This is a genomic window from Actinomadura macra NBRC 14102, assembly GCF_001552215.1.
GTDB classification, from domain to species: Bacteria; Actinomycetota; Actinomycetes; order Streptosporangiales; family Streptosporangiaceae; genus Spirillospora; species Spirillospora macra.
Genome location: NZ_BCQT01000010.1, coordinates 75,378 through 96,881, shown reverse-complemented (window position 1 = coordinate 96,881; position 21,504 = coordinate 75,378). Strand labels below are relative to the sequence as shown.

Sequence of the window (21,504 nt, the reverse complement as noted above, 5' to 3'; positions counted from 1 at the left end):
CATCGCTATGGCAGGTCACCACCCCCCGCCGCCGTACGGCACGCCTGCTCACGGTCCGCCGCAGTACCGGTACGTGTCGCCGCGCCGGCCGCCGCGCCGCAGCGCCGGCGGGACGATCGCGGGCATCGTCGGCGGGCTCACGTCCCTCATCGTCCTCGCGATCGTCGGGCTGTCGGTGTTCGGGGGCAATGGCGGTATCGGCGGCCTCGGGGCCAGGACGGGCTCGGGGTCCCGCGGCGCCGCCGCGCGCACGGCGGCGACCGACAACAAGCTGTACGGCACGGGCGCGCTGACGCCGGTGCGGTGCACGCTGCCCCAGATCACGTCGACCGCGTCGATGCGCCAGTTCATGGATGTCCTGAGCGACTGCCTGGACGCGTCCTGGACGAGGCAGTTCGCCAAGGCCGACGTCCCGTTCGACCCGCCGAAGAGGGTCTTCTGGGAGCAGGCGGGTCGCAGCCCATGCGGGACGTATCCGAGCCCGGGCGCGTCGGCGTTCTACTGCCCGGCGAACAACACGATGTACGTGGGGTTGCGGCACATCGTCGAGACGTCGGGCGGGGAGCCGTTGTCGCATTTCGCGGTGTTCGCCCGGGTGATCGCCCATGAGTACGGCCACCATGTCCAGGACCGCGCCGGCATCCTGATCTACGGGCACCAGGAGATGGAGAGGGCCGACGCCGCGATCCGGACCGAGGCCAGCCGCCGCATCGAACTCCAGGCGCAGTGCTTCGCGGGCGCGTTCCTCGGCGCGGAGCGCGCCACGCTGCCGATGACCCGCGAGCAGTATGTCGCGATGATCCTGGACGTCCGCGGGCGCGGTGACGAGCGGTTGCCGCCCGACCAGCGCGACCACGGGTCGGGACGCAACTACTCCGGCTGGGTGATCATCGGTTTCAAGGGGCGTGGCCTGGACGTCTGCAACACCTGGACGGCCCCCGCCGCCAAGGTCGGCTGACCCTCTCGGTTCCCGTTTCGGCTCCTCGCGTCGTGTGAGGGGGATCACCGGGAAGTGCTAGCTGGAGCGCTTGCAATTGCAAGCACCGTCGCGCAGTGTGGAGGTATGGCAAGTTCCAAGGTCGGCTCCATCGGGGAGTACATCCGCGAGCAGCGCACGCGGGCGAAGATCTCGCTGCGGCAGCTCGCCGACGTCTCGGGCATCTCCAATCCGTACCTGAGCCAGATCGAGCGCGGGCTGCGCAAGCCGAGCGTCGAGATCCTGCAGCAGATCGCCAAAGGGCTGCGAATCTCCGCTGAGGCGCTGTACGTGCAGGCCGGGATCCTTGAGGACCGCGAGGCCGACACCGACGTGATGGCCGCCGTCCGGGCGGACCTCGTCCTGACGGAGCGGCAGAAGCAGGTGCTTCTCGACATCTACGCGTCGTTCCTCAAGGAGAACGAAGCCATCGGCGTGCTCCCCGAGGAGGACGCCGCACCCGAGCGAACCGCATCCGAGCGAACCGGATCCGGACGGGATGGATCCGGACGGGATGGATCCGGACGGGATGGATTCGGGCCAGATGGGTCCGAACGAGACAGACAGGATGGAAAGGAAGAGGTCGAATGACGCTGGCCAGTACCCTCCGAGAGAACAAGGCGTTCCACACCGTGGCCGGCGCCGGCGATCTCGCGGTGGAGAAGCTCCGCGAGGTCCCCGAGCAGGTGACCAGGGCGCGCGAGGCCGCGACGAAGTACCAGGGTCGTGCGCGCGAGGCGGCGACCAGGTATCAGGGTGACGTCCGGGGGACGGTCGACCGGGCCCGCGAGCAGGTCCGCGGTGCCGTGGGCCACTACCGCGACGAGATCACCAAGGTTCAGGAGCGGGTCGACGCCAAGGATCTGCCCGGCGCTGCCGTCGCCTACGTGACCCACGTCGGCGCCCGGACGGTCGAGTTCATCGACGAGCTCGCCGAGCGCGGCAAGAAGGTCGTGCACGGGGAGGCCGCCGAGGTCGCCGAGATCACCGAGGGCAAGCCCGCGCCGAAGCCGGCGCAGGGACGCACCTCCACCAAGAAGAGCGGCACCTGAGCCTTCACGGCCAGGCTGGGGTGTTCCCGGTCGCGCCCTTCGCGGCCGGGAACACCTGGTTCGCCCTTCTACGGGATGGTCCGGCACCCGGTCCTACCTTGCAGAGCCCGGTCGGGAACACCCGGCCGGGCCCTGTCGTCTTCCTGGTGACGGCGCTTCCCCGGGCCGGGGCTGGACAAGCCGCATAGGGTTGGACGGTGATCCCGTGTGAGCGACGTGGAGTCGCCGTCCGAGACAGGCAGGAGCGCTGATCGCCGGTGGCGGACTTCAATGTGCTGGACTACTTCTTCTGGCTTCTCCTCATCATCGCTTTCGTGATGGAGGCGTGGGCGCTGATCGACGCGCTGACAGTGCCGGAGGGGGCGTTCTCCGCGGCCGGCAAGCTCAGCAAGAAGCTGTGGCTGATCATCCTGATCGTGGCGACGGTGCTCGGTGTCGCGCACGCGATAGCGCCGGGCGCGCTCGGGATCCGGCCGATCGGGCTGCTGCTCGGCATCCTGCCGGTCGCCGCGTTCATCGCGGCCGCCGTGTACCTGGCGGACGTCCGTCCGGCGGTCGCGCCGTACAAGAAGAAGAACGGCGGGCGCGGCGGGTCCAACATGGGGCCGTACGGTCCCTGGTGAGCGCCATGCGGACCGCGCGGCTCGAACTGGACGACCAGGCCCTGCGCGAATGGGATGCCGTCGTGCTGGAGGCCGGTCCGGACGGGATCGTCCTCGACCGGTCGGCGTTCTACCCCGGTGGCGGCGGCCAGCCGCCTGACCATGGCGTCCTCCTCTGGCAGTCCGTGCAGACGCGGATCACCGGCGTCCGCAAGGGCGATGACCTGGTCCTGATCCCCGCCGAGGATGATCCGGTCCCGCCGGTGGGCACCGTCGTCCGGGGCGCCGTCGAGGATGATCGGCGTACGGCGCTGATGCGCACCCACTCGGGGCTGCATCTGCTGTGCGGCGTGGTCTTCCGCGACTACGGCTGCCTGGTCACCGGCGGCAACATGGAGCCGCTCTCCGCGCGCATGGATTTCGACCTGCGCGAGGTTCCGCCCGGTTTCAAGCAGGACGTCGAGGACGCGTGCAACGCCGAGGTCGGCGCCGACCGTCGGATCGACATCCGGACGCTGCCGCGCGCCGAGGCGTTCGCGATCCCCGATATCCTCCGCACCGCCACGAACCTTGTCCCGCCCGAGGTCCAGGATGTTCGGATCGTCGACATCGTGGGCCTCGACACGCAGGCGGACGGTGGCACCCATGTCGGCTCCACCAAGCAGATCGGCCGGATCACCGTGGCCAAGGTCGAGAACAAGGGACGCGGTTTCCGGCGCCTCCGCATCAAGATCGCCGACTAGTTCCTCCGGCAGGAGTACCTGGTTCTGACGGGGCCGTGTGCGGAGGGAGTGGTATGCCGGGGCCCTGGTTGCCGACCGTGGGGCCCCGGCACACCGCCTGCTCAGCGGGGTTGTCGCTGGAACAGGACGTACAGCCAGGTCATGGACGGGACGAGGATCAGCGCGCCCACGCCCAGCGCGACGAAGACCGCCTGGAGTACGGCGTCCTGGGCGGCGGCCCCGTCCAGGTCGAGGCCCGACATCTCCGCCGCGCCCCACAGGACGGTCACCACGGCCAGCCCGCCTGTCACGCGGACGGACAGGTACGCGCGGCGCAGCAGGAGGACGAGGGACGCCGCGCCCGCCGCGGCCGACAGCAGGATCAGCGGGGAGCGGACGCCCAGGACGGCGGCGCCGGGGAGGGCGAGGAGGCCGACGGCGGTGCCGGACAGGAAGGCATAGCCGCGGAAGCGCAGCGAGGCGTCGTCGTCGGCGAGGCGTCGTGCGTCCCAGATCAGGTAGACGGCGGCGAGGTAGGCGCACAGGGCGGTGGTGAGGATGCCGCCGTACAGGCCCGGCAGGCTCAGCCAGGACGATCCGCCCGTGGCGACGACCGTCGCGACCGCGCCGAGGCAGTACGGGGTGAGGACGGACGAGGCGCCGAACACCCAGCGGTACCAGCGCTGCACAGCGTCGTTCCGGGGGGTGTGTGGGGCTGTCTCTCCAGGGGAGTCAGTGTCGGCCTTGCTGAACACGAAGGTGCTGCCGCGGGCGACGATGCCGAGGGCGGCCAGGGACAGCGGGATCCAGTGCGTGGACATCACGTCCGCGAAGATCGGCGGGAACGCCGTCCAGGTCATCACCATCACGAAGATCAGCCAGACGTGGTTGGCCTCCCAGAGCGGGCCCATGGCGTGCTCGATGACGGCCTTGTCGGTCGGGCGGGAGATCAGGTGCCAGAGGCCGGCGCCGAAGTCCGCGCCGCCGAACAGCAGGTAGGCCGAGAGTCCCGCGAGGATGAGGGCCAGGGCGGCAGAGGTCATCGGACGGTCTCCAGTTCGGGTTCGGTGACCGGGGCGGGCGGGGTGTGGCGCATCCGGCGCAGGACGCTGATCGTCGCGGCGGCGAGGACGGTGTAGACGGCGAGGACGATGTAGAGGCCGTAGCGCAGGCCCGGGTTCGGGTTGATGGCCTCCTCGGTGCGCATCACCCCGTAGACGATCCAGGGTTGGCGTCCGACCTCGGTGGTCGTCCAGCCGGCCTCCATGGCGATGGCGGCCATCACGCCGGTGAGGGCGGCGATGCGGAGGAACCACGGCTTCCAGGGCAGGTCGCCTCGCCTGGTGGCGGTGCCGCGGCGGCGCAGCCACCAGGCGAGGGCCCACCAGGCGGCGAGGGCCAGCAGGATCATGCCGAACACGATCATGATCTCGAAGGACGTCTTGACGACCTCGGCGGGCGGTCGGTCGTCCACCGGGATGGAGTCCATGCCGCGCAGGGTCGCGTGCGCGTCGAACTTCAGCATCAGGGACAGGGCGTTCGGGATCTCGAAGACCGCGAAGCGGAACGGCTGCCCGGCCTGGGTGTGCTCGGCGCCTTCCATGGCGGCGAACTTGGCGGGCTGGTTGTCGGCCACGAACCGCACGGCCCAGTCGCCCACGATCACCTGGAGCGGAGCGCAGATCGCGCCGAGCGAGAAGGGGATCGCGAAGCCGATCCGGTTGTAGCGGTCGTCGCGTCCGGCCTTGCGGTCGCGCAGGAGGCCCACCGCGTACACCGACGCGACGATGAAGCCGCACACCATGAGCGAGGCCAGGATCAGGTGGACGGCCTGGACCGGTGTGGCGGGGTTGAACATCGCGGCCAGCGGGTCGACGTCGGTCACCTGGCCGTTGACCAGCTTGAAGCCGCGCGGCTGGTTCATCCACGAGTTCACGGTGAGGACGAAGGACGCCGACAGCAGTCCCGCGACCACGACCGGGACGCCGGTGAGGAAGTGGGCACGGGGGGAGAGGCGGTCCCAGCCGTACAGGTAGATGCCCATGAAGATCGCCTCGATGAAGAAGGCGATGCCCTCCAGCGCGAACGCGGTCCCGAAGACCTGTCCGTACTTGTCCATGAAGCCGGGCCAGAGCGTGCCCATCTCGAACGACAGGACGGTGCCGGACACGGCGCCCACGGCGAAAAGGACGCCGGCGGCCTTCATCCAGCGCCGGGCGAGCTCGGCGTAGACGGCGTCACCGGTGCGCAGCGAGCGCCATTCGGCGAGCAGGGTGAGGGCGGGGAGGCCGACGCCGATCGAGGCCAGCACGATATGGAAGCCCAGGGTGAAGGCCATCTGCTGGCGCGCGGCCATGAAATCGGCCGGGGACGCGGCGCCCTGCCCGGTGAGGAGCGCGACGGTGCTCATACGACCCAATGTAGTACTACGCTTTGTAGTACTAAAGCTCGTAGTACTACCTGACGTGGTGACCTGCCTCTCAATCGGATAACCTGGCTGATGTGAAGGGTCTGGGAGAGCTTGAACGCACGGTGATGGAGATTTTGTGGGCGCGGGAGGACGCCGGGATCGAGGCCGCCACGGCCCGCGACGTGAGCCGCGCGCTCGCCGGTGACCGCGACCTTGCGCACACCACGGTCATGACCGTCCTGGACAGGCTCGCCAAGAAGGGTTTCCTCGAACGCGAGCGTGATGGGCGGGCTTGGCGCTACCAGCCGGTGGCCAGCCGTGAAGGCTATGTCACCGAGCTGATGCTCGGCGCCCTCAACGAGACCGGTGACCGCGATGCGGCCCTGGCCCATTTCGTCCGCTCGGTCTCCCGCGACGAAGTCGATGTGATCCGCCAGGCCCTGGCCAGCCTCACGGGTAAGGAACCTCCGGCATGACCGGCACCGCCCTGCTCGCATTGATCTCTTTGGCAACCGTCGGCGGGGCGCACCTGCTGTCCCGGGCCCGGTGGACGTGGCGGACGCCGCGAACCGGGATCGCGCTCTGGCAGGCCCTCGGGCTGTGCTGGGGCGTCGCAACGATCGGCGCGCTTCTCGGGCTCGCGCTGCTGCCGTACGGCAAGGGCGTCGCGGGCGGGGTCCCCGGTCTATTCGACGACCAGGCGGCCCGGCTCGACGCGCTGCACCTGGCCGCGCTGCTCGCGGCCGTCAGCCTCACCGGTGTGCTGCTGGTGATGCTGATGTACGCGGTCGTGCGGGTCGTGCGGGCGCGCGCGCGGCACCGGGCCTTGCTGGCACTGGTGTCGCGGCGGGATTCTGCCGTTCCCGGGACGCTCGTCCTGGACCACCCCGGAGCCGCCGCGTACTGCGTTCCGGGCGTGCGGTCGTCCAAGGTCGTGGTCAGTGCCGGGACGATGGAGCTGCTCGACCGGGCGGAGCTGGCCGCCGTGCTCGCACACGAGCGCGCCCACGCCCGCGAGCGCCATGACCTCGTACTGCTGCCGTTCGCGTCGCTGCGCCAGGTGTTCCCGCAGTTCCGGCTGGTCGGGCGGTGTCTGGACGCGGTGGAGCTGCTGATCGAGATGGCCGCCGACGACCGCGCCCGCTCGGGGCGGCCGCCGCGTGAGCTGGCGACCGCGCTGCTGCGGTTCGCGGCGGCCCGTCCCGCGGCCGCGCCGTCCGGGACGCTGGGGGTCGCGTCCGCCGACGACATCCCGGTGATGGCGCGCGTCAACCGGCTGCTGGAGCCGCAGGCGCTGCCGAGGACGACCCGCGTCGCCGCCACGGTCGCCGTGCCGGTCATCGCGGGCCTGCCTCTGCTGCTGATCGTTCTGCCCCACTGATCCGGGTCGGCCCGGATCAGTGGTCAGTCCGCAAGGACGGTGCCGTAGAAGCGGGTCGCGTAGAGGCGGATGACCAGGCGCTGGTCCGTCACCATCTGCTCCAGGAACAGCCGTTCGTCGGCCGGGTCGGCGAAGCCCGGGGTCATGGCCAGGAGTTCTCGTCCGGTCGCGTCGCCTGGAGTCTCCGTGACGTCCGACAGTTCGGTCGTGCCTTCGGCAACGGCGAACGACAGGTGGTCTGGGGCGGACGCGTGGAGCGCGGCCCGGGGGTCGTTGCGCAGTTGCCTGACTTTCGCGCGGTCGGCGGTCGTGGAGATCCGGGCGACGCGCTCGGTGGCGTCCCAGTGGTAGATCACGGTCGAGACGTGCGGGTAGCCGTTCTTCTTGTTCGTGGCCAGGACGGCGAACGTCTGCTCGCCGAGGATGCGGACGAGGTCGTCCTCGCTGATGGGCTTGGGGCCGGGACCCTGGCCGGGGCCGTACTCGGTCATGGCTCTTCTCCTTCAGATGGTGGTGGGAGTGTCGTGCTCTGCGGGCTTCGGCTGCCGCAGGACGAGGAGGGCGACGGCCAGCGCGGCTACCAGCAGGCCTGCTGAGACGGCGAAGGCCAGGTGGTAACCGGAGGTGAGAGCGGTGGCCTCGTCGTGGCCGTCCGTGCGGAGGGCCTCGGTGCGGGCGGCGGCGAGCGTGGTCAGTACCGCGACGCCGAGGGCCATGCCGACCTGCTGGACGGTGTTGAACAGCCCCGACGCGACGCCCGCGTCCTCGGGCCTTGCGCTGGACATGCCGAGCCCGGTCAGCGACGGCAGGACGAGCCCGGCCCCGGCGACCAGGACGAACACCGGGAGCAGGTCGGGGACGTACGCGGCGTCCGCCGGGACGGTGGTGAGCCAACCCATCGCGCCGATGAGGAGGGCCAGCCCGGCCGTCAGGACCAGGCGCTCGCCGAACCGGTGGGACAGGCGCGCGGAGACGAACAGCGAGACCGCGCCGATCGCGACGGCCGCCGGGAGCATCGCCAGGCCGGTGTCGAGCGCGCCGTAGCCGAGGACCTTCTGCAGGTAGAGCGCGACGATCACCTGGAACGAGAACATCGCCGACAGGGTCAGCAACTGGGCGAGGTAGGCGCCGGACACGTTGCGCGAGCGCAGGATCCGCAGCGGCATCAGTGGCGTCGCGGCCGTCGCCTGGCGGACGGTGAAGGCCGTGAGGAGGACGAGCGACACGGCGCCGAGACCGAGGGTGTGCGCGGAGAGCCAGCCGTACCGCTCGACCTTGACCACGGTGTAGATGCCCAGCATCAGGCCGGCGGTGACGAGCGCGGCGCCGATCACGTCGGCGCCGGCGGCGAGGCCGATGCCGCGGTCGTCCGGCAGCGCGGGCAGGGCGAGCAGGATCGTGGCGATCCCGATCGGCAGGTTGATGAGGAAGATCCAGTGCCAGCTCAGGGCGTCGGTGAGCACTCCGCCGAGCACCTGCCCGATGGAGGCTCCGGCGGCCCCGGTGAAGCTGAAGATCCCGATGGCGCGGGCGCGTTCCCGGGCGCCGGTGAACAGCGTCACGAGGATGCCGAGGACGACGGCGGAGGCCAGGGCGCTGCCGACGCCCTGGAGGAACCGGGCGGTGATCAGCAGGCCGGGTCCGGTGGCGGCGCCCGCCAGCAGGGACGCGGCGGTGAACAGCGCGTTGCCGGCCAGGAACAGCGTCTTGCGGCCGACGAGGTCGCCGAGCCGCCCGGCCAGGAGCAGCAGGCCGCCCAGGGGGATCAGGTAGGCGTTGACGATCCAGCTCAGTCCTGCGGGGGAGAAGCCCAGGTCCTGCTGGATGGCGGGCATCGCGACGGTGACGATGCTGCCGTCCAGGATCGTCATGAGCATCGTCGCGGACAGCACGCCCAGCGCGGCCCAGCGGGATCGTAGAAGCGAGGCGGGCTTCGGTGGGGAAGGCTCCGAGCGCGTCGCCGAGGGGGGTGTCGCGGATGGGGGTGTCGCGGATGGGGGTGGGGGCGTCGGTGAGGACGGCATGGTCGGCTCCTGTCGCGGGGACACAGGAGAGACCGTAGCAGATAGTTCCGTAACAGACGATCCCTTGTGGACCTACCTTGTGCGGTGCCGTGCGCGCCGTACCGGTTGGGGGTTATCGGCCGGAGTCCTCAGGTGGCCCTTGGCCAGGATTCGCAGGGCGCTCAGAAAGGCCGCGCGCTCTTCGTCCGGCAGCGCGGCGAGGGCCGCGCGGTGCACGTGATCGACGATCTCCTGGCCCCGGGCCGCGGCCCGCTCGCCCGCCTCGGTGACCGCGATGATGCGGGCACGGCGGTCGGTCGAGGACGGCCGGCGCTCGGCGAGCCCGTCCTTCTCCAGCGCGTCCACGGTCACGACCATCGTGGTCTTGTCCATGTCGCCGATCTCGGCGAGCTGGATCTGGGTGCGCTCCGCTTCGAGGGCGTGCACCAGGACGCAGTGCATGCGCGGGGTCAGGCCCACCTCGGCCAGGGCCGCCGTCATCTGGGTCTTCAGGACGTGCGAGGTGTGGTCGAGGTAGAACGACAGATCCGGTTCGGCGTTCGCGGGGGCGAGAGCGGTCATGTCCCCAGGGTACCTATTTGGTTCCGTTCTAGATTATCTGTCTCCAGCCGTATCCGATCGGCTATCCTGAGCGCGTGAACCGCACCCTGTGTCTGGGCTGGTGGCCGTCCTAGGACGGCCGACGCTCACACGCCCCGGGCCGTCCGCTGGACGGCCCTCTCTCTTCTCCGCGACGCGGGGGCCGTCCCGCCGGACGGGCCGCGAACAGAGGAGAGACCCGTGCAGACCATCACCCCCGAAGACGTCGAACGTCAGCGCCTTCAGCTGGAAGAGCGCATCGCCGCCGAGCCTGCCGCATTCCGGATCCTGACCGGCGACCGGCCCACCGGCCCGCTCCACCTCGGCCACTACTTCGGCACGCTCGCCAACCGCGTCCGCCTCCAGCGGGCGGGTGTCGAGCTGTTCGTCCTGGTCGCCGACTACCAGGTGCTCACTGACCGGGACGTCGCCGACCATCTCGCCGAGCACGTGGAGGGCCTGGTCGCCGACTACCTGGCGGTCGGCGTCGACCCGTCCACCGCGACGATCTTCCGGCACAGCGCCGTGCCCGCGCTCAACCAGCTCATGCTGCCGTTCCTGTCCCTGGTGTCGATCGCCGAGCTGCGCCGCAACCCCACCGTGAAGGAGGAGATCACCGCGTCCCGGCAGGCGTCGGTCAGCGGGCTCATGTTCACCTACCCCGTCCACCAGGCCGCCGACATCCTGTTCTGCAAGGCCACCCTCGTGCCGGTGGGACGCGACCAGCTCCCGCACCAGGAGATCACCCGGACGATCGCGCGCCGTTTCAACGAGCGGTACGGGCCCGTCTTCCCGGTGCCGGACGCCCTGCTGTCGGACGCGCCGCTCGTGCTCGGCACGGACGGGCAGAAGATGAGCAAGAGCCGGGGCAACGCCATCGCGCTGTCGGCCACCGCGGACGAGACCGCCCGGCTGATCAAGCGTGCGGTGACCGACGACGAACGGCACATCGCCTACGCGCCCGAGACCCGTCCCGGGGTGTCCAACCTCGTGCTGATCGCCGCGCTCTGCCAGGGCCGCGACCCGCACGAGGTCGCCGCCGAGATCGGCGCCGGCGGCGCCGCCGCGCTCAAGCGTGTCGTGACCGAGTCGGTGAACGAGTTCCTGCGCCCGATCCGTGCGCGCCGTGCCGAGCTGGCCGCCGACCGCGGCTACCTGCGCGGCGTCCTCGCCGAGGGCGACGCCCGCGCGAACGCCGTCGCGGACCGCACTCTGGTCGAGGTCAGGGCCGCCATGGCTGGAGGCGGCGCGGCTGGAGGCGGCGCAACAGGCGGCGTGGCAGGGGACGGCGCGGCAGGAGGCGGCGTGGCTGGAGGCGGCGTGGCAGGAGGCGGCGCGGTCTCGCGGTGATCGGTCAGCCCGTGTCGTCGGGCTGCCCGGGGCCGGCGGTGGGGAGACGGGAACCGTCCGCGAGCGTGCCCAGCGAGCGCGTGAGGCCGGCGCGCTCGTCCGGGGTGAGCGCCGCCGCGAGTTCCTCGTCCACGGACCTGGCGGCGGCGGCGCACTCGGCGAGGAGCCGGCGTCCCTCGCCGGTGAGGGTCAGGATCTGCCGCCGCCGGTCGCGGGGGTCGCGGACGCGTTCGATCGCTCCGAGCCGTACCAGGTGATCGGCCAGGGACACCACCAGGCTCGGCACGACCCCCATCGCCTCGGCCACATCGAGCTGGGACGCCGCGACGCCCCGGCTGACGACGGTCATCAGTCCCGCGTGTTTCGGCTTGAGGCCGAGCGGCGCGAGCGCCTCGGCGAACCGGTCCGTGGCGAGCGCCCCCAGCGTCACCAGCTGGAACGTCAGCGTCCGGGGAAGCGACCCGGGGAACGGGCCGGGTGTGCCGGGCGGCTCGGGCGGCGGCCCGGGAGGCGGCTCGGCATCGGTCATGGGCGCGATGCTATTCGAGGCGGGGCCGGTCCCCGGTCGCGTGTTTCCCGCCGACAGTAGAACGGAATTCTTCGTTCCCATACTATGGAAGGCATGGAGACCACCACACGGGCGCCCATGAGCGGGCGCAAGGCGCAGGCGGCGCGCAACGACGAGTTGATCCGCGAGGCGGCACGGGCGGTGTTCACCGCCGATCCGGGTGCGCCGATCTCCGCCGTCGCCGAACACGCCGGGGTGGGCATCAGCGCCCTGTACCGCCGCTACAAGAGCAAGGAGGACCTGCTCCAGCGGCTCGCCGACGACGGGATGGACCGCTACCTCACCGAGGTGGAGACCGCCCTCGCCGACGAGGGCGACCCGTGGGCGGCCTTCGCCGGCTTCATGCGCCGCTGCCTCGACATCGGCGCGGGCTCCCTCACGATGCGGCTCGCCGGCAGCTTCGAGGTCACCGAGGCGATGAGCAACAAGGGCCGGGAGATCCACCTCGCCACCCAGCGGCTGCTCGACCGGTCGAAGGAGGCGGGTGTGCTGCGTCCGGAGATCGAGGTCGGCGACATCTCCGTCCTGCTGGAGCACCTGCACACCATCCGGATCGGCGACGATGACCGGATGAACCGCCTCCAGCACCGCTACCTCGCCCTGATGCTGGACGCGCTGCACCTGACGGACGGCGGGGAGCTGCCGGGCCCTCCTCCGAGCTGGCAGGAGCTTCGGGGGCGGTATGACGACTGACTCCGCGCCCGTCCTCGGGCGGCGGCACCTGAACCGTGCCCTCCTGGCGCGCCAGTTGCTGCTCGCCCGCCACGAGATGTCCGCGCTCGACGCCATCGAGCACCTGGTCGGGATGCAGTCGCAGGCTCCGAACCCGCCGTACGTCGGGTTGTGGAGCCGGCTGGAGGGTTTCGCGTTCGACGAGGTGGCCGCGCTGATGCGCGACCGGCGCGCGCTTCGGATCGTGCTGATGCGCGGCACGCTGCACCTGGTCAGCGCACGTGACGCCCGTGCGTTGCGTCCGCTCACCCAGGTGCTGCTGGACAACGCCTTGCGGAGCCCGCGCGGCGGGCCGCTGAAGGACGTCGACCTCGCCGCCGTCGCGGGCTGGGCCCGGACGCTGCTGGAACAGGAGCCGCGTTCGGACAAGGAACTGCGGACCCTACTGGCCGAACGGTGGCCGGAGGAGGACGCCGAGCTTCTGGGGTGGGCCGTACGGTGCGTCCTGCCGCTGGTGCAGGTCCCGCCGCGCGGTATCTGGGGCGCCTCCGGCCTCGCCCGGCACACGACGCTGGGGAACTGGCTGGGCGAGGCGGATCCCGCGGGCACCGATCCCGAGCCGTCGGTGGACGAGATGGTGCTGCGCTACCTGGGCGCGTTCGGGCCCGCGTCCGTCCTGGACGTGCAGCAGTGGTCAGGCCTGACCCGGCTGGGCGAGGTCGTCGAGCGCCTGCTGCCGAAGCTCCGCCTCTTCCAGGACGAGAACGGCCGGACGCTCTACGACCTGCCGGAGGCGCCGCGTCCGGATCCGGACACCCCGGCGCCGGTGCGGCTCGTCCCCGACTTCGACAACCTGCTGCTCTCGCACGCCGACCGTGCGCGGATCATCACCGAGGAGCACCGCAAGCGGGTCTTCACCATCAACGGGATCATCCGGGCCACGTTCCTGGTGGACGGATTCGTCCACGGCATGTGGAGGATCGAGAGGAAACGCGGTGCGGCGACCTTGCGCATCGACCCCTTCAGCCCCGTTCCGGAGCCGGCCCGGACGGCCCTGGCCGAGGAGGCTGCCCGCCTCCTCGCCGCTGCCCACCCGGACGCGAGTGCCCACTCCGTCGTCTTCTCCAGCTGACATCCGGCCGGGTTCAGGGGGACGGGGTGGCGCAGGGGGCCTCGTGGTCCGGGTCCAGCGACTCCAGGAGGGTGTGGAGGGTCTCGCGGAAGCAGAGCATCTGCTCGCGGCTCATGGGTGCGAACAGGTGCCGCCTGACCTCGGCCACATGCCCGGGGGCGGCCTCGGCGAGAACGGCGAAGCCCTCGTCGGTCAGCTCGGCGGTCGTGGTGCGGCGGTCGGTCTCGTGCTTGACCCGCCGCACCCAGCCGGACTCCTCCAGCCGGTTGACGGCGTGGGAGAGCCGGCTCGGGGACGAATGGACGATCGCGGCGAGGTCGGTCATGGTGAGGGCGCGCCCGGGCGCCTCCGACAGCATCGCGAGGATCATGTAGTAGGTGTGCGGCATCCCCGAGTCGCGTTGCAGTTGCCGGTCGAGGGCCTCGTTCAGCAGCCGCGAGGTCCACAGGAAGGCGCGCCAGGTGTCCTGTTCGTCGGCATCGAGCCACCGCGTTCCTGTCATGCACACCAGACTACCCGGTTACTTGAAGATTCAAGCATCAACGAGTTATTGTTGAACTCTCAAATAGTTGAGTTGGGGGACGACATGACCCGGATGCCGGTGCTTTACCTCAGCCACGGCGCCCCGCCGCTGGCCGACGACGCCGTCTGGACCGCCGAACTCGCCCGCTGGGCCGCGGAACTGCCCCGTCCCGAGGCCATCCTGATGGTGTCGGCGCACTGGGAGGAGGCGCCGCTCACGGTGAGCGCCACCCGTACGGTGCCGCTCGTCTACGACTTCTGGGGTTTCCCTGAGCACTACTACCGCGTCCGGTACGAGGCGCCCGGCGCCCCCGGCTTGGCCGAGGACGTGCGGCGACTCGTCCCCGGCGTCCACCAGGACGAGGAACGCGGGCTCGACCACGGCGCGTATGTGCCACTGGTGGAGATGTACCCCGACGCCGACGTTCCGGTACTCCAGATGTCCATGCCGTCGTTGGAACCCGAGCGGCTCTTCGAGGTCGGCCGGAGCCTGGCGCCGCTGCGCGACCAGGGCGTCCTCATCGTGGGGAGCGGCTTCACCACGCACAATCTGCGTGAGCTGACCCCCGGTGCGGACGCGGCACCGCCCGCGTGGTCGGCCGAGTTCGACGACTGGACGGACCGCGCCGTCCGGACCGGCGACATCGACGCCCTGCTGGACTTCCGCGCCAAAGCCCCCGCCGCGCGCATCGCCCACCCCCGCATCGAGCACTTCGCGCCGCTGTTCGTGTCGCTCGGCGCCGACGCGGACGCGCCGTCCGGGCGCCGGTCCGCCGTCGACGGGTACTGGTTCGGGTTGGCCAAGCGGTCGTTCCAGTTCGGGTGATGCTTGTCACGTTCCCGTCAGGAAGTTTGTCAGCCCATTTCGGTGAAGCCCGTGCGCCAGGACGGCACCTGCGGCTTCCAGCCCAGGCTCAGCGCCTTGGCGTTGGAGACCGGGCGCCCCGTGGTGGCGGCGTGCCGGGCGGTTCCCGGCGACGGCGCGCCCAGGGTCGCGCTGTAAACCGGCAGCCAGTCGGCCGCCGCCGCGGGCTCGTCGTCGACGATGTTGACCACTCCGGCGGGCCAGTCGAGGGCGGCCGCCGCGGCGGTGGCCGCATCGTCGGCGTGCACGAACGACGTCCACGCGGGCGTCAGGCTCAGGTTCCCGGCCCGCACCCGCTTGGCGATGGCACCGCCCGGCGCGTACCAGGTGCCGGGTCCGTAGAGCGCGCCGTACCGCAGGACGACGCCGCGCGGCATCTCGCCGACGGCCTCCTCCAGCGCGGCGACGCCCGCGTACGGCGGCAGCGTGGGGTCGAGCGGGTCGGTCTCGACCGCCAGCGCGTCGCCCGCCACGTACAGCCAGGCGATGCTCTGCGCGATCATGGTCTCCACACCCACGGCACGCGCGGCGTCCACCAGGTTGCGGGTGCCCTCGATCCGCAGGTGGGAGTTGGCCTCGAAGTCCTCCCCGCTGAGGTCGGTGAGCTGGTGGATGATCGCGTCCGGCCGCTCGGCCTCGACGGCCTTGCGGATGCCGGCGGCGTCCAGGACGTCGACGACGACGGGCGTCGCCCCGTGCTCGCGGATGGACGCGGCGCGCGACTCCTGGCGCGTCGTCCCGGCGACTTCGTGGCCGGCCTGGACGAGCAGCGGTATCAGCCGGCGGCCGACGACTCCGGTCGCACCGGCGAGAAGGATCTTCAAGGGGGTAACCTCCACGACTTTCACGCCTTTGTGGTCGTCTCGAACGGCAGGATAGGCAGTGACTTCTCTCCAGGTCACGCCCGACCCCGGGGTTGGACGTCCCACGGCGGTGGCCGGACGGGGGGCGGACGGCGCGCACCGCCCCCGGAGCGCCGCCCGTCACGAGGGTACAGCCGGTAGACGACACCATGCGTTTCGTGCCTTCCTCCGGGGATAATTCTCCCCGCCGGCAAGTGTCGGGCAGACCGAGGGGCGGCGGAGATGAAGATCAGCCTGATCCGGGGTGACATCACCGAACAGCAGGTCGGCGCGGTGGTCAACGCCGCCAACTCCTCCCTGCTGGGCGGGGGAGGGGTGGACGGCGCCATTCACCGCAGGGGCGGCTCGGCCATTCTCGATGAATGCCGCAAACTACGCGCTTCGCACTATGGCGGGGGCCTGCCGACCGGTCAGGCGGTCGCGACGACGGGCGGCGACCTGCCCGCCGCGTGGGTGATCCACACCGTCGGCCCTGTCTATTCTTCCGGAGAAGACCGCTCTGACCAGCTTGTTTCCTGCTACCGCGAGTCCCTGCGGGTGGCCGACGAGCTGGGCGTCGACTCGATCGCGTTTCCCGCCGTGTCCGCCGGGATCTACGGCTGGCCGGTGGACGACGTCGCCCGGATCGCGGTCGACACAGTACGGTCGACCCCGACCCAGGTTTCGGACGCCCGTTTCGTGTTGTTCTCTCAGGATGCCTACAACGCCTTCGAGCGCGCTGTCGAGCTCCCCTAGACGTTCAAGCCTCTTTCCGTCCTGCTAGTCCTCGGTCTTGGGCGGCGGGACGACCAGGGTCGGGCGCTGGACGTGATGCAGCACGCGCGTCGACACGCTGCCCAGCAGGACGGAGCGGGCGCCCGCGAGCCCGCGCGATCCCGTGACGATCAGGGAGGCGTCCAGTTCGTCCGCGACGTCCACGATCGTGGCCCAGACCGGCCCGGTCCCGCGCTCGGCTCGCGGCGTGACCTCGGTCAGCCCGGCGGCGAGGGCGAGGTCGGCGCCCTGCCGCGCGAGGGCCTCGGCCTGCTTCTCCTCTTCGTACTGATCGTCCTGGAGGTCGGTGGTCACCGGGGCGGCGGCGGCCAGCGGTGCCCACGAGAGCTGCATCAGCAACGGCTCCCAGACCGTCAGGATGACGGTGGGCTCCGGACGGACGTGGCGCGCCGCGTACTCGACGGCGGTCCGGGCGTCATCAGAACCGTCGAAGGCAATGAGAACTGTCATACTGGATGACCTTTCCTCAAAACGGCCTGGTTGAACGCCGTACGGCCGGGCAGTGGCCAACCTCTCACGCCGCCGCGGGGTTCCTGGCCGGGGCCGGGCTGGACGGCGGCGCGGGACAATCGGCGGGTGGTCCGGACACAGAAGCCGCAGGGTGAGGTGACGCGCGGCACGACGGCGCCCAACCGTCTGCGCCGCGTGGACCGCTGGATCGCCGCCACGCAGACCGCGGTCCTCCGCTCCGGCGGGTTCCCGCTGGCGGTCGATCTGGGATACGGCGCCTCTCCGGTCACGACGTTCGAGCTGTACACCCGGCTCCGCGCCGTCTCGCCCCGGCTGGAGGTCGTCGGTGTCGAGATCGAGCCGGACCGGGTCGCCGCCGGAACCGCCTTCCTGGAGGCGACGGGCCCCCACGCGGGGCTGTCGTTTCGGCGGGGCGGCTTCGAGCTGCCCGTCCCGCGCCCGCCCGTGCTGGTCAGGGCGTTCAACGTGCTCCGGCAGTACGACGAGGCCGCCGCCTGGCGCGCCTGGGACGGTCTGCGGTCGCGGCTCGCGCCCGGCGGCGTGCTCGTCGAGGGGACGTGCGACGAGCCTGGCCGCCGCGCGGTCTGGGTCGCGCTCGACCCGGACGGCCCACAGACGATCACCTTCGCCGCGCACCTGCCCACGCTCGACCGCCCCTCGGGCCTGGCGGAGCGGCTGCCGAAGACGCTGATCCACCGGAACGTCCCGGGTGAGCCCGTCCACGACCTGCTCACCGTGTTCGACCGGTGCTGGGCGACGGCGGCACCGCACTCGGCGTTCGGCCCGCGGGCCCGCTGGATCGAGGCCGTGAAGCTGCTGGCCCGTACCCATCCCGTCTTGACGACCCCGCCCTATGGCGGGCGCCGGAGGTGGCGCCTGGGTGAGGTGACCCTCCCTTGGAGGACGGTCGCCCCCTGAGGTCAGATCTCGCGGTGGAGCCTGTGCGGGGCCGCCTGCACGCGGGGCTGGACGTCGATGCGGTCGATGTTGACGTGCGGCGGACGGGTGACGGCCCACGCCACGCAGTCGGCGACATCGTCGGCGACCAAGGGTTCGGGGACGCCCTCGTACGGCTTGGCGGCCCGCTCCTCGTCGCCGTGGAACCGTACGAGCGAGAACTCCTCCGTCTTCACCAGGCCGGGCGCGACTTCGGTGACGCGGACGGGCTGCGCCACCAGCTCCAGGCGCAGCACCTCGTTGACCGCGTACGCGGCGTGCTTGGCCGCGTTGTAGCCGCCCCCGCCCTCGTACGGGACGTGCCCCGCGAGGGAGGTGATGTTCACCACATGCCCGTTGCCGCTCTCGATCAGCGCCGGGAGCAGCGCCTTGGTGACGCGCACCAGGCCGAGGACATTGGTGTCGTACATCGCCCGCCACTCATCCAAAACGGCGGTGGCCACGCTCTCGAGGCCGAGGGCGCCGCCGGCGTTGTTGACCAGCACGTGGCAGCCGCCGACCGCGGCCGCCAGCGCGTCGACCGACGCCTGCGACGTCACGTCCAGTTCGACCGGGACGATCCTGCCCGCGCCCGGCACGCTCTCGCCGATCTCCTTGGCGAGCGCGTCCAGGCGATCCCGGCGCCGTGCCGCCAGGACGACGTGGAAGCCCTCGGCCGCCAGGCGCCTGGCCGTCGCCGCCCCGATCCCGCTGCTCGCTCCGGTCACCACCGCGGTCTTGCGCATGCGTCCAGCTTTCCAGAACGCCAGATCTTCCAGAACCGCGGGCTCCCTGGAGTGGCCGAGCTCGCATGGCGCCCGACCGGCGATTCAGCTGGGCCGGCGAACCGGTCCGCACGATCATGGTGAGATCGATCACCGTGGACCGGCAGGACGGTTGCGACCCGCGCGATGGGAACAGCTAACGCGGTCGATAGGTTGCACTACCGGAGGTGGTGTCCGGTGTCGCGTCGTATCAACCGAGTTGCGACGGTCAGTGTCCATACTTCCCCTCTCGACCAGCCAGGTACCGGCGACGCGGGTGGTATGAACGTCTACATCGTCGAGGTCGCCCGGCGGCTCGCCGCCCGCGGAATCGAGGTCGACATCTTCACCCGCGCCACCTCGCGGGCCCTTCCGCCGGTCGCCGAGCTGGCGCCCGGCGTCCTCGTCCGGCACGTCGTCTCCGGCCCGTTCGAGGAACTGGACAAGACCGAGCTGCCCCGGCACCTGTGCGGCTTCACCTCCGGTGTGCTGCGGGCCGAGGCGGTCCACGAACCCGGCCACTACGACGTCCTCCACACCCACTACTGGCTGTCCGGGCAGGCGGGCTGGGCGGCCAAGCGGCGCTGGGGCGTCCCGCTCGTCCACTCCATGCACACGATGGCGAAGGTGAAGAACGCCGCGCTCGCGGACGGGGACAAGCCCGAGCCGGACGAGCGCGTGCTCGGCGAGGAACAGGTCGTGGAGTCCGCGGACCAGCTCGTCGCCAACACCGCCGAGGAGGCCCGCGAGCTGATCGAGCTCTACGGGGCCGACCCGGCGCGCGTCGCGACCGCCAGCCCCGGCGTCGACCTGTCCCGGTTCCGGCCTGAATCGCCGCTGCTCGCCCGCAGCACCGGCCTCCTCCCGCACCGCACCGGCCCCGCCCGCCGCCGTCTCGGCCTGCCGCGCGAGGCGTACGTGCTCCTGTTCGTCGGACGGATCCAGCCGCTCAAGGCCCCCGACGTCCTGCTGCGCGCCGCCGCCCGGATGCTCGCCGACGACCCGTCCCTGCGTTCCCGGCTGGTCGTCGCCGTGGTCGGCGGCCCGAGCGGCAGCGGGCGGTGCCGTCCCGAGGGGCTCCAGGCACTGGCGGCCGAGCTGGGCATCGCCGACGTCGTCCGGTTCGAGCCGCCCAGCCCGCAGTCCGTGCTCGCCGACTGGTACCGGGCGGCGGACGTCACCGTCGTCCCGTCCCACAACGAGTCGTTCGGTCTCGTCGCCGTCGAGTCGCAGGCATGCGGCACCCCGGTCGTCGCCGCCCGCGTCGGCGGCCTGCGGACGGCCATCGCCGACGGCGAGTCCGGCGTGCTGGTCACCGGCCACGACCCCGCCGCCTACGCCGCGGCCCTGCGCCGCCTGCACGCCGAGCCCGGCCTGCACGCCCGCCTGGCCCGCGGCGCGGTCCGCCACGCGCAGGGCTTCGGATGGGACGCCACCGTCGACCGCCTCGTCGAGGTGTATACCGGTGCCATGTCCTTGCCGGCCGCCAGCCTCGCCCAGCCCACGCTCACCTCGCCGCTCACGTCGCCGCCGCTCACCGCGGAGGTCACGGCGTGAACCCCGTCGAGACGATCCGGCAGACCCTCGACGCCGCCGAACTGGAGTACGACGAGCCGCGCGAGAACGCCTTCTTCGTCAAGCTCCCCGGCCAGCACAAGCTGGCCACCATGACCTGGCTGATCGTCGGCGACCACAGCCTGCACGTGGAGGCGTTCTTCTGCCGCCGCCCGGACGAGAACCATGCCGACTTCTACCGGTTCCTGCTGGAGAAGAACGGCCGCATGTACGGGGTGGCCTTCGCTCTTGACGACGTCGGCGACGTCCACCTCGCCGGCCGGGTCTCCCTCGGTTCCGTCACCCCCGACGAGATCGACCGGCTCCTCGGCTGCGTCCTCACCTACTCCGACGAGAACTTCGACAAGGCCCTCGAACGCGGCTTCAAGTCGTCCATCCAGCGGGAGTGGGACTGGCGGGTCAAGCGTGGCGAGAGCCTGGCCAACCTGCGGGCGTTCGCGTCCTTCGCCGACCCGGCCAATCGCGAGGAGCCCCCGGCGGGCCGCTAGGCTTTGCTGCCATGGCGACGTTGGTATTGCTCCGGCATGGCGAAAGCGTGTGGAACGCCGAAGGGCTGTTCACCGGCTGGGTGGACGTGGACCTGTCCGCGAAGGGCGAGAGCGAGGCGACCAAGGGCGGTGACCTGCTGCTCGACGCCGACATCACCCCCGATGTGGTGCATACCTCCCTGCTGAAGCGGGCCATCCGCACCGCCAACATCGCGCTGGACGTGGCGGACCTCCTCTGGATCCCCGTCCGCCGCTCCTGGCGGCTGAACGAGCGGCACTACGGGGCCCTCCAGGGCAAGAACAAGGCGCAGACGCGGGAGGAGTACGGCGAGCAGCAGTTCATGATCTGGCGCCGCTCCTACGACACCCCGCCGCCCCAGATCAAGGACGACGACCCGCTCTCGCAGGTCAACGACCTGCGCTACGCCGAACTCCCGTCCGAGCTGATCCCGCGCACCGAGTGCCTCGCCGACGTCGTCGACCGCCTCCTGCCCTACTGGTACGACGCGATCGTCCCCGACCTGGCCGCGGGGAAGACCGTCCTGGTCGCCGCGCACGGCAACTCTCTCCGCGCCCTCGTCAAGCACCTGGACGACGTCACCGACGAGCAGATCGTGGGCCTGAACATCCCGACCGGCATTCCCCTGGTGTACGAGCTGGACGACGACTTCGCCCCCCTCAAGCGCGGCGGGGAGTACCTCGACCCGGCCGCCGCCAAGGCCGCGATCGAGGCCGTCAAGAACCAGGGCGCCAAGAAGAAGTAGCCGGGGCCGGGCCG

At 71.2% G+C, this 21,504-nt stretch carries 26 protein-coding genes; 16 read left to right on the top strand and 10 right to left on the bottom strand.

The window, feature by feature from the left end; translation table 11 throughout:
* Positions 1–7: 7 nt before the first annotated feature.
* The 5 genes from AMA02S_RS17175 (at position 8) to AMA02S_RS17155 (ending at position 3,373) form a co-directional block, all read left to right on the top strand.
* Entirely contained in the window at positions 8–958 is a 951-nt protein-coding gene (locus AMA02S_RS17175; RefSeq protein WP_067459418.1) for a neutral zinc metallopeptidase, read from the top strand.
* A gap of 105 nt (positions 959–1,063) precedes the next feature.
* A complete protein-coding gene (locus AMA02S_RS17170) occupies positions 1,064–1,567 on the top strand; it encodes a helix-turn-helix domain-containing protein (protein ID WP_084265248.1) in 504 nt (167 codons plus the stop codon).
* Positions 1,564–2,028 carry a hypothetical protein gene (locus AMA02S_RS17165; protein ID WP_067459415.1) on the top strand — a complete coding sequence of 155 codons (465 nt, stop codon included), beginning with the start codon at positions 1,564–1,566 and terminating at the stop codon, positions 2,026–2,028. The genes AMA02S_RS17170 and AMA02S_RS17165 overlap by 4 nt, the downstream gene beginning before the upstream one ends.
* 257 nt (positions 2,029–2,285) lie before the next feature.
* On the top strand, positions 2,286–2,651 hold the full coding sequence (locus AMA02S_RS17160) for a DUF2516 family protein (protein ID WP_245667607.1): 366 nt from the start codon (positions 2,286–2,288) through the stop codon (positions 2,649–2,651).
* A gap of 5 nt (positions 2,652–2,656) precedes the next feature.
* Complete coding sequence (locus AMA02S_RS17155) at positions 2,657–3,373, top strand: alanyl-tRNA editing protein (RefSeq protein WP_067459413.1); 717 nt, start codon at positions 2,657–2,659, stop codon at positions 3,371–3,373.
* 101 nt (positions 3,374–3,474) lie between these two features.
* On the opposite strand, the gene AMA02S_RS17150 is transcribed toward AMA02S_RS17155, so the two are convergent.
* Both AMA02S_RS17150 and AMA02S_RS17145 read right to left on the bottom strand, forming a co-directional pair.
* Positions 3,475–4,395, bottom strand: a complete 921-nt coding sequence (locus tag AMA02S_RS17150) for a cytochrome d ubiquinol oxidase subunit II (protein ID WP_067459410.1) — start codon at positions 4,393–4,395, stop codon at positions 3,475–3,477.
* Positions 4,392–5,762, bottom strand: coding sequence for a cytochrome ubiquinol oxidase subunit I (locus AMA02S_RS17145; RefSeq protein WP_067459407.1), 1,371 nt, complete (start codon positions 5,760–5,762; stop codon positions 4,392–4,394). Before AMA02S_RS17145 ends, AMA02S_RS17150 begins: the two co-directional genes overlap by 4 nt.
* A 92-nt stretch (positions 5,763–5,854) precedes the next feature.
* Between AMA02S_RS17145 and AMA02S_RS17140 the strand changes: the two genes are divergently transcribed.
* On the top strand, positions 5,855–6,238 hold the full coding sequence (locus AMA02S_RS17140; protein ID WP_157430644.1) for a BlaI/MecI/CopY family transcriptional regulator: 384 nt from the start codon (positions 5,855–5,857) through the stop codon (positions 6,236–6,238).
* Positions 6,235–7,143 (top strand): M56 family metallopeptidase, encoded by a 909-nt coding sequence (locus AMA02S_RS17135; RefSeq protein WP_067459401.1) that lies wholly within the window; start codon positions 6,235–6,237, stop codon positions 7,141–7,143. Before AMA02S_RS17140 ends, AMA02S_RS17135 begins: the two co-directional genes overlap by 4 nt.
* Positions 7,144–7,166: 23 nt before the next feature.
* On the opposite strand, the gene AMA02S_RS17130 is transcribed toward AMA02S_RS17135, so the two are convergent.
* The 3 genes from AMA02S_RS17130 to AMA02S_RS17120 form a co-directional block, all read right to left on the bottom strand.
* On the bottom strand, positions 7,167–7,634 hold the full coding sequence (locus AMA02S_RS17130) for a TIGR03618 family F420-dependent PPOX class oxidoreductase (RefSeq protein WP_067459398.1): 468 nt from the start codon (positions 7,632–7,634) through the stop codon (positions 7,167–7,169).
* A 12-nt stretch (positions 7,635–7,646) separates the two neighbouring features.
* Positions 7,647–9,035 (bottom strand): DHA2 family efflux MFS transporter permease subunit, encoded by a 1,389-nt coding sequence (locus AMA02S_RS17125; protein ID WP_281181899.1) that lies wholly within the window; start codon positions 9,033–9,035, stop codon positions 7,647–7,649.
* A gap of 204 nt (positions 9,036–9,239) precedes the next feature.
* A complete protein-coding gene (locus AMA02S_RS17120; protein ID WP_067459395.1) occupies positions 9,240–9,728 on the bottom strand; it encodes a MarR family winged helix-turn-helix transcriptional regulator in 489 nt (162 codons plus the stop codon).
* Positions 9,729–9,947: 219 nt separating this feature from the next.
* On the opposite strand from AMA02S_RS17120, the gene trpS reads away from it, so the two are divergent.
* Entirely contained in the window at positions 9,948–11,096 is a 1,149-nt protein-coding gene (trpS, locus tag AMA02S_RS17115) for a tryptophan--tRNA ligase (protein ID WP_084265245.1), read from the top strand.
* A gap of 4 nt (positions 11,097–11,100) precedes the next feature.
* Here trpS and AMA02S_RS17110 read toward each other — a convergent pair whose 3' ends face one another.
* Positions 11,101–11,625: a MarR family winged helix-turn-helix transcriptional regulator gene (locus AMA02S_RS17110; RefSeq protein WP_245667604.1), complete on the bottom strand. Its 525-nt coding sequence runs from the start codon at positions 11,623–11,625 to the stop codon at positions 11,101–11,103.
* A 93-nt stretch (positions 11,626–11,718) separates the two neighbouring features.
* On the opposite strand from AMA02S_RS17110, the gene AMA02S_RS17105 reads away from it, so the two are divergent.
* Together AMA02S_RS17105 and AMA02S_RS17100 are read left to right on the top strand one after the other, a co-directional pair.
* The gene (locus AMA02S_RS17105) at positions 11,719–12,357 is read left to right on the top strand and encodes a TetR/AcrR family transcriptional regulator (protein WP_067459392.1); all 639 of its coding nucleotides are present in this window, start codon (positions 11,719–11,721) and stop codon (positions 12,355–12,357) included.
* Positions 12,347–13,468: a winged helix DNA-binding domain-containing protein gene (locus tag AMA02S_RS17100; protein ID WP_067459389.1), complete on the top strand. Its 1,122-nt coding sequence runs from the start codon at positions 12,347–12,349 to the stop codon at positions 13,466–13,468. The genes AMA02S_RS17105 and AMA02S_RS17100 overlap by 11 nt, the downstream gene beginning before the upstream one ends.
* Before the next feature lie 13 nt (positions 13,469–13,481).
* Here AMA02S_RS17100 and AMA02S_RS17095 read toward each other — a convergent pair whose 3' ends face one another.
* A complete protein-coding gene (locus AMA02S_RS17095; protein WP_067459386.1) occupies positions 13,482–13,970 on the bottom strand; it encodes a MarR family winged helix-turn-helix transcriptional regulator in 489 nt (162 codons plus the stop codon).
* A 72-nt stretch (positions 13,971–14,042) separates the two neighbouring features.
* Between AMA02S_RS17095 and AMA02S_RS17090 the strand changes: the two genes are divergently transcribed.
* Positions 14,043–14,816, top strand: a complete 774-nt coding sequence (locus AMA02S_RS17090) for a dioxygenase family protein (protein ID WP_369688394.1) — start codon at positions 14,043–14,045, stop codon at positions 14,814–14,816.
* Positions 14,817–14,845: 29 nt separating this feature from the next.
* Here the strand turns inward: AMA02S_RS17090 and AMA02S_RS17085 are convergent, their stop codons facing one another.
* A complete protein-coding gene (locus AMA02S_RS17085; RefSeq protein WP_067459380.1) occupies positions 14,846–15,679 on the bottom strand; it encodes an NAD-dependent epimerase/dehydratase family protein in 834 nt (277 codons plus the stop codon).
* Positions 15,680–15,940: 261 nt separating this feature from the next.
* Between AMA02S_RS17085 and AMA02S_RS17080 the strand changes: the two genes are divergently transcribed.
* Positions 15,941–16,453, top strand: a complete 513-nt coding sequence (locus tag AMA02S_RS17080) for an O-acetyl-ADP-ribose deacetylase (RefSeq protein ID WP_067459377.1) — start codon at positions 15,941–15,943, stop codon at positions 16,451–16,453.
* A gap of 24 nt (positions 16,454–16,477) precedes the next feature.
* On the opposite strand, the gene AMA02S_RS17075 is transcribed toward AMA02S_RS17080, so the two are convergent.
* Positions 16,478–16,942: a universal stress protein gene (locus AMA02S_RS17075; RefSeq protein ID WP_067459374.1), complete on the bottom strand. Its 465-nt coding sequence runs from the start codon at positions 16,940–16,942 to the stop codon at positions 16,478–16,480.
* A 126-nt stretch (positions 16,943–17,068) separates the two neighbouring features.
* Here AMA02S_RS17075 and AMA02S_RS17070 point away from each other — a divergent pair, with 126 nt between their 5' ends.
* Entirely contained in the window at positions 17,069–17,881 is an 813-nt protein-coding gene (locus AMA02S_RS17070; protein ID WP_174550970.1) for a class I SAM-dependent methyltransferase, read from the top strand.
* Positions 17,882–17,883: 2 nt separating this feature from the next.
* On the opposite strand, the gene AMA02S_RS17065 is transcribed toward AMA02S_RS17070, so the two are convergent.
* Positions 17,884–18,645 carry an SDR family NAD(P)-dependent oxidoreductase gene (locus AMA02S_RS17065; RefSeq protein ID WP_067459371.1) on the bottom strand — a complete coding sequence of 254 codons (762 nt, stop codon included), beginning with the start codon at positions 18,643–18,645 and terminating at the stop codon, positions 17,884–17,886.
* A gap of 216 nt (positions 18,646–18,861) precedes the next feature.
* Here AMA02S_RS17065 and mshA point away from each other — a divergent pair, with 216 nt between their 5' ends.
* The 3 genes from mshA to AMA02S_RS17050 are packed head-to-tail and all read left to right on the top strand — an operon-like array spanning position 18,862 to position 21,490.
* Positions 18,862–20,220 carry a D-inositol-3-phosphate glycosyltransferase gene (mshA, locus tag AMA02S_RS17060; protein ID WP_067459370.1) on the top strand — a complete coding sequence of 453 codons (1,359 nt, stop codon included), beginning with the start codon at positions 18,862–18,864 and terminating at the stop codon, positions 20,218–20,220.
* Entirely contained in the window at positions 20,217–20,726 is a 510-nt protein-coding gene (locus AMA02S_RS17055) for a type III secretion system chaperone family protein (RefSeq protein ID WP_067459367.1), read from the top strand. Before mshA ends, AMA02S_RS17055 begins: the two co-directional genes overlap by 4 nt.
* A gap of 11 nt (positions 20,727–20,737) precedes the next feature.
* Complete coding sequence (locus tag AMA02S_RS17050; protein ID WP_067459365.1) at positions 20,738–21,490, top strand: phosphoglyceromutase; 753 nt, start codon at positions 20,738–20,740, stop codon at positions 21,488–21,490.
* Positions 21,491–21,504: the final 14 nt, after the last annotated feature.

What these genes read in the sequence shown, in the direction of transcription:
- AMA02S_RS17120 (WP_067459395.1), bottom strand. Translation starts at nt 9,728, where the DNA reads ATGACCGCTCTCGCCCCCGCGAACGCCGAACCGGATCTGTCGTTCTAC.
- AMA02S_RS17050 (WP_067459365.1), top strand. Translation starts at nt 20,738, where the DNA reads ATGGCGACGTTGGTATTGCTCCGGCATGGCGAAAGCGTGTGGAACGCC.
- AMA02S_RS17145 (WP_067459407.1), bottom strand. Translation starts at nt 5,762, where the DNA reads ATGAGCACCGTCGCGCTCCTCACCGGGCAGGGCGCCGCGTCCCCGGCC.
- AMA02S_RS17135 (WP_067459401.1), top strand. Translation starts at nt 6,235, where the DNA reads ATGACCGGCACCGCCCTGCTCGCATTGATCTCTTTGGCAACCGTCGGC.
- AMA02S_RS17110 (WP_245667604.1), bottom strand. Translation starts at nt 11,625, where the DNA reads ATGACCGATGCCGAGCCGCCTCCCGGGCCGCCGCCCGAGCCGCCCGGC.
- AMA02S_RS17155 (WP_067459413.1), top strand. Translation starts at nt 2,657, where the DNA reads ATGCGGACCGCGCGGCTCGAACTGGACGACCAGGCCCTGCGCGAATGG.
- AMA02S_RS17170 (WP_084265248.1), top strand. Translation starts at nt 1,064, where the DNA reads ATGGCAAGTTCCAAGGTCGGCTCCATCGGGGAGTACATCCGCGAGCAG.
- AMA02S_RS17095 (WP_067459386.1), bottom strand. Translation starts at nt 13,970, where the DNA reads ATGACAGGAACGCGGTGGCTCGATGCCGACGAACAGGACACCTGGCGC.
- AMA02S_RS17150 (WP_067459410.1), bottom strand. Translation starts at nt 4,395, where the DNA reads ATGACCTCTGCCGCCCTGGCCCTCATCCTCGCGGGACTCTCGGCCTAC.
- AMA02S_RS17075 (WP_067459374.1), bottom strand. Translation starts at nt 16,942, where the DNA reads ATGACAGTTCTCATTGCCTTCGACGGTTCTGATGACGCCCGGACCGCC.
- AMA02S_RS17175 (WP_067459418.1), top strand. Translation starts at nt 8, where the DNA reads ATGGCAGGTCACCACCCCCCGCCGCCGTACGGCACGCCTGCTCACGGT.
- AMA02S_RS17105 (WP_067459392.1), top strand. Translation starts at nt 11,719, where the DNA reads ATGGAGACCACCACACGGGCGCCCATGAGCGGGCGCAAGGCGCAGGCG.
- AMA02S_RS17165 (WP_067459415.1), top strand. Translation starts at nt 1,564, where the DNA reads ATGACGCTGGCCAGTACCCTCCGAGAGAACAAGGCGTTCCACACCGTG.
- AMA02S_RS17130 (WP_067459398.1), bottom strand. Translation starts at nt 7,634, where the DNA reads ATGACCGAGTACGGCCCCGGCCAGGGTCCCGGCCCCAAGCCCATCAGC.
- AMA02S_RS17100 (WP_067459389.1), top strand. Translation starts at nt 12,347, where the DNA reads ATGACGACTGACTCCGCGCCCGTCCTCGGGCGGCGGCACCTGAACCGT.
- AMA02S_RS17080 (WP_067459377.1), top strand. Translation starts at nt 15,941, where the DNA reads ATGAAGATCAGCCTGATCCGGGGTGACATCACCGAACAGCAGGTCGGC.
- AMA02S_RS17065 (WP_067459371.1), bottom strand. Translation starts at nt 18,645, where the DNA reads ATGCGCAAGACCGCGGTGGTGACCGGAGCGAGCAGCGGGATCGGGGCG.